This is a genomic window from Streptomyces sp. MS06, assembly GCF_047200655.1.
Classification (GTDB): domain Bacteria; phylum Actinomycetota; class Actinomycetes; order Streptomycetales; family Streptomycetaceae; genus Streptomyces.
The window spans coordinates 15,468-26,578 of sequence record NZ_JBJZOJ010000087.1; the positions used below are offsets into that span (position 1 = coordinate 15,468).

Genomic DNA, 11,111 nt, shown 5'->3' on the forward strand with positions numbered 1-11,111 from the left:
CCTCAGGCCCCCTTGGCCGCGGTGCGGACCAGGACGAGGCCGCCGTTCGGACCGGGAACCGCGCCCTTGATGAGCAGCAGACCCTTCTCCGCGTCAACGGCGTGGACGGTCAGGTTCTGGGTGGTGACCCGCTCGTTGCCCATGCGACCCGCCATGCGGAGGCCCTTGAACACACGGCCCGGGGTGGCGCAGCCGCCGATGGAGCCGGGGGAGCGGTGCTTGCGCTGGGTACCGTGTCCGGCGCCGAGGCCACGGAAGTTGTGGCGCTTCATGACACCGGCGAAGCCCTTGCCCTTGCTCTTGCCGGTCACGTCGACCTTCACGCCGGCCTCGAACACCTCGGCGGTGACCTCCTGGCCGAGGGTGTACTCGGCGGCGTCCGCGGTGCGGATCTCGACGAGGTGGCGACGGGGGGTGACGTCGGCCTTCGCGAAGTGGCCCTTGAGGGGCTTGTTCACCTTGCGCGGGTCGATCTCGCCGAAGGCGATCTGGACGGACTCGTAGCCGTCCGCGTCGTTCGTACGGACCTGGGTGACGACGTTCGGTCCGGCCTTGACGACGGTCACCGGGACGACGCGGTTGTTCTCGTCCCAGACCTGCGTCATGCCGAGCTTCTCGCCCAGGATGCCCTTGATCTGCTTAGCCATCTCTCAGATCACCGGCCTCAGAGCTTGATCTCGATGTCGACACCGGCCGGGAGGTCGAGTCGCATCAGAGAGTCAACGGTCTTGGGCGTCGGGTCGAGGATGTCGATCAGGCGCTTGTGCGTGCGCATCTCGAAGTGCTCGCGCGAGTCCTTGTACTTGTGCGGCGACTTGATGACGCAGTACACGTTCTTCTCAGTGGGCAGCGGCACCGGGCCCGCGACCGACGCACCAGTACGGGTCACCGTCTCGACGATCTTCTTCGCCGAGGAGTCGATGACCTCGTGGTCGTAGGCCTTGAGCCGGATGCGGATCTTCTGTCCCGCCATGGCTACTTCGTAGTCCTGTCTCTCTACAGCTCCGGAACCCGGTGTTTGCGATAACCGTCCTCCTCCGACCCACGCGGTCGGGCGTGTCGCGCTCCCGCTGACACAGATGCCCCTTGTTCGAACATCCCTGCGGGGAATGCACACGGCCCTACCGGAACCGCAGACCGGGGACGGAAGGCCCACCGGGTGCCTGGCCGGTGCCGCGCCCACACTTCCCGGAAGATTCCCGTACGTCCAACCCGCATGGGGTTGACGAGTACTGTGGGACTCGCTTCCGGTCCTCCCGGCGGGAGGCGTGCAGCATCAACACTCGACCGAGCAACTCGGACAGTCTGCCATACGGGGCAGGGGGCTGGCCAATCGAGCGGAAGAGGGTACCCGGGACTCGCCGCGGGTCAAACACGCGGGGCCGCGCGGACCGGCGTTCCCCCTGATCGCAGGGGTGGCGGGCGGTCGCCGACCCGGGTCCGGAGCGGGTTCCGAACCGGGTTGCGGAGCGGGGTGCGGAGCGGGTCGCGCCGTTGCCCGGCCTCAGGCCGGCTCCCCCGCGTTCCGCAGTCGCGCGAACGACGTGTCCAGCCCCCGCTTGACCAGCCGGGCGAGCGGCCGCTCGAACCAGCGGTGCACCGCCCAGCTCAGCAGCAGGAACCCGGCGATCACCACCGCGACCAGCAGACGCGCGTCCATGGTGTCCCGCAACCGGTGGATCACCGTCGTGCCCACCGCGTAGTGCATCAGGTACAGCGGGTAGGTGAGGCTGCCCGCGGTGGCCAGCCCGCGCCACCGGAGGCGGTCGGTGGCGCCGAGCGCCACGGCGACCATCACCAGCAGGAACACGGTGAGGATCAGCACGCTGCCGCGCCAGCCGGACACGTGCTCGACGTTGTCGATGCGCTGCCCCAGCTCCCGCTGACCCATCAGCCACGCCATGCCGAGGATGCCCCACAGCAGCAGGTCCTGGCCGAACCGGTGCATCAGGTAGAGGGCGAGTCCCGCGATGAAGTACCAGGCCGCGTCCGGGTCGGCCACCAGGAGCAGCGGCCGGAAGCCGGAGGCCGGGGCCAGCATCGCCGCGGCACCCCACACGCAGCAGAACAGCACGACCTTGCGATAGGTGAGCCCGGTGGCGACGACGGCCAGGAACAGCAGGTAGAAGCGCAGCTCGGACCAGAGGGTCCAGTAGACGCCGTCGACGTTCGGCACGCCGGAGCCGGACTGGAGCATGGTGAGGTTGAGCAGCACGTCCCGCATCCGCAGCCGCTGCCACACGTCCGGCACCGCGGCGAGCACTCCCGTGGTGAACAGCACGGCGAACCAGTACGCCGGGTAGAGCCGGATCACCCGGGAGACGAAGAACTGGCGCGGGGTGCGCCCCCAGCAGGACATGCAGATGACGAAGCCGCTGACCACGAAGAAGATCTCGACGCCGATCCAGCCGTAGGACGCCACGTGGAACACCGTGGGCATGATGCGGGACACCGGCCGGTCCCAGATGAGGTTGTGCGGCCGGTTCGCGCGGAAGGTGCCGGCGTAGTGGTGCAGGGCGACCATGAGTGCGGCGGCCAGGCGGATGGCGTCCACGGCGTAGAGCCGGCCGCCGGTCCGCTCGGCACGGGCGGGGGTCCGCCTGCGCATGCGGTGGCCGTGCGGGGCGGGCGGGTCTCCGCGGTGGTGGGGGCCTTCGAGCCGGGAGGGCGGGGCCGGCTGCTGGACCCGGTCGGCCGCGGCGAACTGCGACGGCGGCCCGCCCGGCCCCCACACCGCTCCTCCCGCGGACATGGGGGCTCCCCCGTCGGCATCCATCACTACCTGCCCATTCGCGAAGGCCTCTCCCGGGCCGGGCGGTCACCGGGCGGCTCACGTTACGGCGACGCCATGAGCCCATTCGGATCAGAAGGGGATGATCCGCGCACAGCGGCCGCAACGTTGCCGCAACCGCCACCACCGCGTCCCACCGGGTTTCCCCCCGCTTCACCGACCCTGCGGGCGGCGGGCCATCATGGCGGTGCCGATTCACAGGGGGAGAGCGATCCGTGACGACAGAGGACCCGGCGCGGGGCACGACCGCGACCACCGCGACCACCGCGACCACCGCGGGCAGGGCGACCGCCGCAGGCGAGACTGCCGTCGCAGCCGAGGCGACCGCCATGGGCGGCACGGCCGCCGCCGGGGCGGATACCGCGCCGTCGGCGGACACCGCGGCCGAGGAGTGCCGCCGGGACGCGCGGCGGGTGGACAAGTGGTCGATCGGATGGGCGTTCCTGGCCCTTGGCATGTGGGGGTGGTTCGCCTTCCTGCTGCTCGCCGACTACGGCCCGGAGCGCACCTCGTACCGGGGGACCGATCGGCTGTGCCGGGGCCCGCTGCTGGACCCCACGCAGAGCGCCCCCGCCTGCCGCGAGGATGCACTGCACCAGTGGCCCGCCCTGCTGGGCATCCTCGCGCTGGCGGTCCTGCCGACGATCGCGGCGGCGGCCGCCGCGGTGTACGCGAAGCTGCTGTCCCGGGTGGCCGCCGCTGAGGGCGGGGCGGGCAGGCCGCAGTCGGCGGGTGGGCTCGGCCGGTGAGGCAGACCGGGCCTCGGTCCGAGTGAGGCGGACCGGGTGAGGCGGACCGGTCGGCGGACCTGCGAGGCTAACCCGGCGGCGGACCGGTGGGCCGGATTGGTCCAGACCGCCCTCTTGCCCCCGCCCCGTGGACCGCGCAAGCTCCCTTCATGGAGCTGGAGTTGCGGCACCTGAGGGCGATCCGGGCGATCGCCGAGGCGGGCAGTCTGACCCGGGCGGCGACGGCGCTCGGCCTGGCGCAGCCCGCGCTGAGCGCCCAGCTCAGGCGCATCGAACGCACCCTGGGCGGTGAGTTGTTCGAGCGGGGCCGGCACGGGGTGCGGGCCACCGCGCTGGGCGAACTGGTCCTGGAGCGCACCCGGATCGTGCTGCCCGCGGTCAGCGAACTCCAGCAGGAGGCCACGCGGTTCGCCCGTGACGCCCACCCGGAGACGCGGCGGCTGCGGCTCCGCCTGGGCGGCACGCACGGCCCGCTGCTGGGCGCGCTGGTCGACCGGCTGGCCCGGGCGGCGCCCGACGCGGCGGTGTCGACCCGGGCCTCCTGGTCGGAGCAGGAGTTGGCGGAGCTGGTCACCGCGGGGCGTCTCGACTTCGCCGTGCTCGGCACCTGCGGCTCCGCTCCCCCGCCGGGCCCGGAGCATCTGCGGTGGCGGGAGATTGCCGTCGACCCGGTGTTCGTGATGCTGCTGGACGACCATCCGCTGGCCGCTCTCCCGGAGGTGGACCTGGCCGCGCTGGCGGACGAGGAGTGGGCCTGCGTGCCCGGCGACGGCTGCTTCGCCGACTGCTTCACCGCGGCCTGCGCCCGCGCCGGCTTCAGCCCCCGCCGGATGTACGAGACGGACACCGCGTCCTGTGTGCACCTGGTGCAGGTCGGCCGGGCGGTGGGCCTGTGCCGGGCCACGTTCCCCCCTACGCCCGGCCTGGTCACCCGCCCGCTGACCGGCACCCCCCTGACCTGGCGGCACCTGCTGGGCTGGCTGCCGGCGGGCGGGCGCCCGGACATCGCGGCGACGGTGCTGGCGCAGGCGCGGGGCGCGCACGCGGACGCGGCGGGGCGCAGCGACACGTACGCGGCGTGGCTGGCCGGCGCGGACGGCAGCCGGGAACCCGGCGGCGGTGCGCGGGCCGTTCCCTGAGCCGCGCCCGTTCCATAACACCGGCCCAGGGGGTCAGCCGATGTCTTATGCGCGCTGCCCGGCCCTTCCTACGGTGTCGTCACTTCCCCACCGACATCGAGGAGTTCCCCCATGCTCCAGCGCGTCACCAGATCCGCGTGCGCCGCCGCGGCGGCGACTGCCGCCCTGCTCGTGGCCGGGCTCAGCGGCTCCGCGAGCGCCGGGACGGCGGCTTCGGACCCCGCTCCGCCCACCGCGGCCGAAGCCCTCCACACCACCGCCGCGCCCCCCGCGCTGCTCCGCGCCATGCAGCGCGACCTCGGCCTGGACCGGCGGCAGGCGCGGCAGCGCCTGGCCAACGAGGCGGAGGCGGGCGCCGCGGCCGGGTGGCTGCGGGCCGCGCTCGGCGCGGACTGGGCGGGGGCCTGGGTGCACGGCAGGGAGTCCGGGGCGCTGACCGTGGCCACCGCCGACGCCCGCGACGTGCCCGCGATCGAGGCGGGCGGCGCCGAGGCGGTCGTCGTACGCCACCCGCTGTCCGTGCTGGACGCGGCCAAGGCACGCCTGGACCGGGCGGCGGCCGCGCACCGCGGCAGCACCGACGCGCCGGTCTGGTACGTCGACGTCCGCACCAACTCCCTGGTCGTGCAGGCGGTCCGCCCGGCCGCCGCGCGTTCCTTCCTCGCCGCGGCCGGTGTCGACCGGTCCCTGGTCCGCGTCGAGAAGTCGGCCGAGCGGCCCCGCCCGCTGTACGACCTGCGCGGCGGCGAGGCGTACTACATCGACGGCAGCACCCGCTGCTCCATCGGCTTCCCGGTCACCCGGGGCACCCAGCAGGGCTTCGCCAGTGCGGGCCACTGCGGCCGGGCCGGCAGCACCACCGCCGGGTACAACCAGGTGTCCCAGGGCACCTTCCAGGCCTCGGTCTTCCCCGGCAACGACATGTCCTGGGTGGCGGTGAACTCCAGTTGGACGGCGACACCGTACGTCAAGGGCGCGAGCGGCCAGAACGTGCAGGTGACCGGCTCGGCGCAGGCGACGGTCGGCGCGTCCGTGTGCCGCTCCGGTTCCACCAGCGGCTGGCACTGCGGCACCGTGCAGCAGTTGAACACCAGCGTGACCTACCAGGAGGGCACCGTCTCCGGCGTCACCCGCACCACGGTGTGCGCGGAGCCCGGCGACTCGGGCGGCTCCTACATCTCCGGCAGCCAGGCCCAGGGTGTCACCTCGGGCGGCTCCGGCGACTGCACCAGCGGCGGTACGACGTTCTTCCAGCCGATCAACCCGCTGCTCCAGACGTACGGCCTGACGCTGAGGACCACGACCGGCGACCCCGGTGACCCTGGCGACCCGGGCGACCCCGGTGACCCGCAGGGCACCTGGGCGGCCGGCACCGTCTACCAGGCGGGCGACCTGGTCACCTACGGCGGCGCGACCTACCGCTGCATCCAGGGCCACCAGGCGCAGACCGGCTGGGAGCCGCCGAACGTCCCGGCGCTCTGGCAGCGGGTCTGACCGGCACCGGAGGCCGCCGAGCGCAGCGGGCTCCCGGCTCGTGCCGGGGGCCCGCACCGCTGTCGCCGGGCTGCCACCGCGGACGCGCCGGGTGCGGGTGCCAGTCCCTGCGCTTCGGCTGCGGGTGACGGTCCCGGGCGCGTCAGGTGCGGCTGACCGTCCCGCACTGGTCGTCGGCGGCCGGTGTGTCCCCGCCCGCCGTGCCGCTCGTTCCGCCCGCGCCGGTGCCCGCGCCGCTGCCGCCGCTGCCGCCGCTCAGCGGCTTGGTGCGGTCGTAGGGGTCGGAGGCGGGTCCGCTGGGCTGGTCGCCGGCCGGGGTGTCGTAGGGGAAGGTGGGGTGGAACCAGCCGTCGTGGATGCCGCAGGCGTCGTTGTAGAACTCGGAGTCCCTGTTCTCCATCCACAGCTTGCCCTTGGTGGCCAGCCAGGTACCGGGGTGCGCCACCGTCACGGTGAGGTCGCGGCGGATGATGGTGCGGGCCACGGTGTCGCCGGCGCCGCCGCCCGCGTCGGCCTTCACCAGCGGGTAGACGAAGCTGTAGTCGGCGTGCACCCGGACCTCGCCGCGCCGTGCGGCGGAGAACGTCATGTGGCCGCGCACCTTGACCACGTCGCCGGCCGGCACCGCCTCCTCGGGGTCGAAGCGGGTGAACACCGAGAGCGGGTCGTCGTCCTGGGTCGGCTTGCGCAGGTCCTGGCGCAGCCTCGCGATCTGCTTCGGGTTCTTCGGGTCGAGCAGGGCCAGCGCCTTGTCGGGCTGCCCGCCCCGCAGGACGGCCGGGTCGAGGTTGGCGTCGACCAGGAAGGCCTTGGTGTTCCGCAGCGCGAGCGCCACCTCGGCCTTGGTCATGCCGGGTACCGCCTTCGCGGCCGGCAGCACGATCGCGTCGGCGCCCTCGGCCCAGCCGATCGCCGGTGAGTCGCGGAACGGGTGCGCGCGGTCCGGCACGCTGTAGCCGTCGGTGTCGGCGGGAGCGGCGGAGGGCAGGGCCGTCTCGGCGGGCAGCGGGGTCGGCGAGGCGTCGCCGGACGCGAACGGGTCGCCGGACGCGGACGAGTCGTCGGACGCCGTCGACCCGATGCCCGGGATGTGGTCCGTGACCAGCGACGGCCGCACGGCGACCACGGCCACTCCGAGCGCCAGCAGCACCCCGAAGGCCGACTTGGCCCGGCGCCGTCGACCGGCGGTGCCGTTCATCTCCTGCCAGGCGGGCCCGGTGCGCCAGCCGGGCGGGGTCGAGGGCTGCGGCTTCGCCGCCCGCTTGCGCCCCCACCGGCGCCGTCCGCCGCCCCGGGATCCGTCGGCGGCGTTCGCCGCGTCCTGCTGCCGCAGCCGGCGCGCCACCATCCGGGCGCGCGCGGAGGGCTCCTTCGGCGCGTTGCGGCCGCCGTCCTCGGCGGCCGCCCGCTGGAAGGACTCCCACTGCTCGTCGGATATCGACGGCTGCTCGCCGGGCTGCTCGTCGGGGTGCTCGGGGGGCGGGACGGTGCTCACGGCTGCTCTCTCGTCGGCGTGGGACGTGCGGAAGGACTGCACAAGATCTGCGGATGCATTGTTCGCCCAGCTCAGGGCGGTCGCACAGAGGGTTGGAACGGACCTTGCGAACCTGTGATCGAATCGGTGCGGGGCCGAGAGCTTGATCGACGCCCAGGGGTGTCGGACGCACCGGACGTCAGCCGTGGCCCGTGTCAGCCGTGGCCCGTGTCGTTCGTGCCGGTGCCGCTGGTGCTGCCGACCTCGTCCCGAAACTGCTTCATGGTCAGGGTGCGGTCCGGGTCGGGCAGGGTGAAGTCCTGCTTCCTGCCGAAGTCGGAGTAGGTGGTGCTGCTGGTGCGCCCGTTGCGGACGGACTTCAGCTTGAGGATGCGGGCGGGGTCGTCGGCGCTGACGTAGTAGGTGGAGAAGGTGCCGGAGGTCCTCACCTCGATGGCGCGGGCCCGCTTGCCGTCGATGGTCGTGTCCTTGCCGGGGGCGAGGGTCCCGATGGGCGGTATCAGGAAGTAGACGGTGCAGTCGTCGTCGGTCTGCTTGGTGACGTAGACGTCCCTGAGCCGGTCGGGGACGGTGATCCGCACCCCCTGGGCCCGGAGGCTGCGCGCGAGCAGCGGGGCGCTGGTGTAGAGGAGTCCGTCCTTGCAGTACATGTCCTGGCGGTCGTCGGCGGTGGCCGAGTAGGACATGTGCAGCCCGCGTTCCGGGTTCCAGGCGAGCAGCGTGACCCCGCCGTCGAAGGACGTGGTCGAGCCGACCCCGCTGAAGGCGAGGCTCTGCATCGTGTCGTTGGTCTGCTCGATGAGCTGCTCCGCGGACCGTCCGTCCGTGGCCGGGCCGGTCGGGTCGTCGGGCGCGGGGGTGACGGTGGTCAGGCCGTGCGCGGTGTCGTCGCGCCCGGTGCCGGAACCGCAGCCGACCGCGGTGGCGCCGAGGAGCAGTGCCGCGGTGGCGACTCGGAGCGTCAGGGGGGCTCGGTACATGGTTCCTGTCCTTGCTTCCGGGGCTGCGGCAGGGGGACGTGAGGTTGGGGGGCTTCGGAAGGGGTGGCTGGGGCCGGAGGGCACGGTGAAGGCGCGGGCGGCGGCAGAGGCGGAAGGTGCCGGGGTGGGGGCGGCAGAGCGTTCGGGCCGGGCGCTTCACGGGGCCACTCGGTCACGGAAGGTCGCGGTGTGGTGACCGAGGGGAGCGGACGGGACTCGAGGTGACCGGTGTCACGGCCCGGCGGGCGTCGGGGGACGGTCTGGTTGGCGCCCTTTGTGCACCTCTGGGCGTTGACGCACGTTTGTACTGTCGTCCCCCCGGATCAAGAAGCCATACCCCCGTGTCAGCTGCGGATCGTAGCCGCGCAATGCAATCAGGCCTGGGAATCTATCAGTTGACGATCACCCGAGCGGGGTCGCCACACCCGAACCGAGGGGATGTCATGCTCGCGACCAAACGTCACTTTGACGGCGTACCCGCCGGTTCTTTGTCCGGTTGTACGACATCGCTGTCTGCCGGCACCACCTACGGTTTCCCGAAACCCGACGCGGTTCGGGTTGCACACGGGTTCCCGACAGTTTCAGTCCCCCAGTTCGGGCCCGGTCGGCACCGGTGCGTCGCCAGGTCGACGGGTCGGCGGAAAGGATCACCATGGCTCAGGAGGGCGTCCTCGGACAGATCGAGGACAAGATCAACGCGGTCTTCGACCCGCTCGCCACAGGACTCGGCAACTTCGTCTTCGCCGACGTCACCATCGGTGGGATCACATTCCCATGGATCGTGGCCTGGCTGGTGGTCGCGGGTGCGGTCTTCACCCTCTATTTCGGGTTCATTCAGTTCCGCAGCATCAAGCTGTCGCTGAACCTGCTGCGCGGCCGCTACAGCCGCGACGACGACCCCGGCGAGATCACCCACTTCCAGGCGCTGTCCTCGGCGCTGTCCGGCACGGTCGGACTCGGCAACATCGCCGGTGTCGGCGTCGCGATCACCATCGGCGGGGCCGGCGCCACGTTCTGGATGGTGCTGTGCGGTCTGCTCGGCATGGCGTCGAAGTTCGTGGAGTGCACCCTCGGTGTGCGCTACCGCGACCAGCACGAGGACGGGTCGTTCTCCGGCGGCCCGATGAAGTACCTGAGCAAGGGCCTCGCCGAGCGGCTGCCCGGCGCGGGCGGTGCCCTCATCGGCAAGGTGCTCGCCGGTCTCGCGGCCGTCATGATCCTGCTGTTCGGCATCGGCGGCGGCAACATGTTCCAGGCCAACCAGACCGTCACCCAGATCCGCAACGTCACGGGCGGCGCGGACGGCGTGTTCGGCGGCAGCGGCTCCGCCCTGATCATGGGCGTGGTGCTGGCCGTGGTCGTCGGCGCGGTGATCCTCGGCGGCATCAAGTCGATCGGCAAGGTCGCCAGCCGCCTGGTGCCGGGCATGGCCGTCCTCTACGTCGCCGCCTGCCTGATCGTCATCCTCACCAACGCCACCGAGGTCCCGGCCGCGTTCGGCTCGATCTTCCACGAGGCGTTCACCGGCCAGGGCGTGGTCGGCGGTGTCGTCGGCGCGCTGATCGTCGGCTTCACCCGGGCCGCCTTCTCCAACGAGGCCGGCCTCGGCTCGGCGCCCATCGCGCACTCCGCGGTGAAGACCCGCTACCCGGTGACCGAGGGCCTGGTCGCGCTGATCGGCCCGTTCATCGACACCGTCGTCGTCTGCACCATGACCGCGCTGACCATCGTCATCGCCGACAGCGGCTTCTGGAACGACGCCAAGGCCCAGTACGCGGCGGACGGCACCAAGGCGGACGGCGTCACCGTCACCTCCTCGGCCTTCGAGACCGTGCTGCCGTGGTTCCCGAAGCTGCTCACCGTGGCCGTCGTCCTGTTCGCCGTCTCGACCATGATCACCTGGTCGTACTACGGCCTGAAGGCGTGGACCCACCTGTTCGGCAAGAGCACCGCCAGCGAGCGGACCTACCAGGTCATCTTCTGCCTGTTCATCGTGATCGGCGCGGTGCTCACCTTCGGCAGCGTGCTCGACTTCACCGACGCGGTGCTGTTCCTGCTGGCCCTGGTCAACATCATCGGCCTGTACCTGCTCGCACCGTTCGTCAAGCAGGAGTTGGCCCGCTTCAAGGCGGCGCTGCAGTCCGGCGACGTCGCCCCGAAGGAGGCGCGGGAGCCGGTGGCGGCCGCCCCCGCCCCCGCCGAGGACGTCGTCTAGGACCGGCGCCGACCCTCATCCGTCCGGCCGGACCCCCCTCCAGCCGGACCCCCACCGGCCCGGTCGCCGGCCGGCTTCCCCTCCGGCCGGCGACCGGGCCGCGGCCGTCCCTCCGCTCCCCCGCTTCTCCCCCTGGTCCCCTCCCCGTTGCCCGTGCGGCACGCGCGACCCCGCGCGCCGCACGGGCAACGCGCGTGGGGGTGTCCGAGGACGCCCCCAGGCAACAACTGCTGAAGCCGCACCCCGGC

The 11,111-nt window shown here is 72.5% G+C and carries 9 protein-coding genes; 4 read left to right on the forward strand and 5 right to left on the reverse strand.

The features are described from left to right. Window positions 1-2 precede the first annotated feature (2 nt). The 3 genes from rplC to ACL02U_RS30750 all read right to left on the reverse strand — a co-directional run bounded on the left by rplC (window position 3) and on the right by ACL02U_RS30750 (window position 2,608). Entirely contained in the window at window positions 3-647 is a 645-nt protein-coding gene (gene rplC / locus ACL02U_RS30740; RefSeq protein ID WP_412794271.1) for a 50S ribosomal protein L3, read from the reverse strand. 17 nt (window positions 648-664) lie between these two features. Beyond that, window positions 665-973 (reverse strand): 30S ribosomal protein S10, encoded by a 309-nt coding sequence (gene rpsJ / locus ACL02U_RS30745; RefSeq protein ID WP_003948644.1) that lies wholly within the window; start codon window positions 971-973, stop codon window positions 665-667. A 531-nt stretch (window positions 974-1,504) separates the two neighbouring features. Beyond that, the gene (locus ACL02U_RS30750; RefSeq protein ID WP_412794278.1) at window positions 1,505-2,608 is read right to left on the reverse strand and encodes an acyltransferase family protein; all 1,104 of its coding nucleotides are present in this window, start codon (window positions 2,606-2,608) and stop codon (window positions 1,505-1,507) included. Between the two features lie 398 nt (window positions 2,609-3,006). Here ACL02U_RS30750 and ACL02U_RS30755 point away from each other — a divergent pair, with 398 nt between their 5' ends. The 3 genes from ACL02U_RS30755 to ACL02U_RS30765 all read left to right on the forward strand — a co-directional run bounded on the left by ACL02U_RS30755 (window position 3,007) and on the right by ACL02U_RS30765 (window position 6,173). After that, on the forward strand, window positions 3,007-3,540 hold the full coding sequence (locus ACL02U_RS30755) for a hypothetical protein (RefSeq protein WP_412794272.1): 534 nt from the start codon (window positions 3,007-3,009) through the stop codon (window positions 3,538-3,540). 149 nt (window positions 3,541-3,689) lie between these two features. Beyond that, window positions 3,690-4,679 carry a LysR family transcriptional regulator gene (locus tag ACL02U_RS30760; protein WP_412794273.1) on the forward strand — a complete coding sequence of 330 codons (990 nt, stop codon included), beginning with the start codon at window positions 3,690-3,692 and terminating at the stop codon, window positions 4,677-4,679. A gap of 111 nt (window positions 4,680-4,790) precedes the next feature. After that, a complete protein-coding gene (locus tag ACL02U_RS30765; RefSeq protein WP_412794274.1) occupies window positions 4,791-6,173 on the forward strand; it encodes a carbohydrate-binding protein in 1,383 nt (460 codons plus the stop codon). Window positions 6,174-6,315: 142 nt separating this feature from the next. Here ACL02U_RS30765 and ACL02U_RS30770 read toward each other — a convergent pair whose 3' ends face one another. Next, on the reverse strand, window positions 6,316-7,668 hold the full coding sequence (locus ACL02U_RS30770; RefSeq protein WP_412794275.1) for a hypothetical protein: 1,353 nt from the start codon (window positions 7,666-7,668) through the stop codon (window positions 6,316-6,318). 194 nt (window positions 7,669-7,862) lie between these two features. After that, window positions 7,863-8,648, reverse strand: coding sequence for a hypothetical protein (locus ACL02U_RS30775; RefSeq protein WP_412794276.1), 786 nt, complete (start codon window positions 8,646-8,648; stop codon window positions 7,863-7,865). 652 nt (window positions 8,649-9,300) lie between these two features. Here ACL02U_RS30775 and ACL02U_RS30780 point away from each other — a divergent pair. Next, entirely contained in the window at window positions 9,301-10,863 is a 1,563-nt protein-coding gene (locus tag ACL02U_RS30780; RefSeq protein ID WP_412794277.1) for an alanine/glycine:cation symporter family protein, read from the forward strand. Window positions 10,864-11,111 lie beyond the last annotated feature (248 nt).

What these genes read in the sequence shown, in the direction of transcription:
- rplC (WP_412794271.1), bottom strand. Translation starts at nt 647, where the DNA reads ATGGCTAAGCAGATCAAGGGCATCCTGGGCGAGAAGCTCGGCATGACG.
- rpsJ (WP_003948644.1), bottom strand. Translation starts at nt 973, where the DNA reads ATGGCGGGACAGAAGATCCGCATCCGGCTCAAGGCCTACGACCACGAG.
- ACL02U_RS30750 (WP_412794278.1), bottom strand. Translation starts at nt 2,608, where the DNA reads ATGCGCAGGCGGACCCCCGCCCGTGCCGAGCGGACCGGCGGCCGGCTC.
- ACL02U_RS30760 (WP_412794273.1), top strand. Translation starts at nt 3,690, where the DNA reads ATGGAGCTGGAGTTGCGGCACCTGAGGGCGATCCGGGCGATCGCCGAG.
- ACL02U_RS30765 (WP_412794274.1), top strand. Translation starts at nt 4,791, where the DNA reads ATGCTCCAGCGCGTCACCAGATCCGCGTGCGCCGCCGCGGCGGCGACT.
- ACL02U_RS30775 (WP_412794276.1), bottom strand. Translation starts at nt 8,648, where the DNA reads ATGTACCGAGCCCCCCTGACGCTCCGAGTCGCCACCGCGGCACTGCTC.
- ACL02U_RS30780 (WP_412794277.1), top strand. Translation starts at nt 9,301, where the DNA reads ATGGCTCAGGAGGGCGTCCTCGGACAGATCGAGGACAAGATCAACGCG.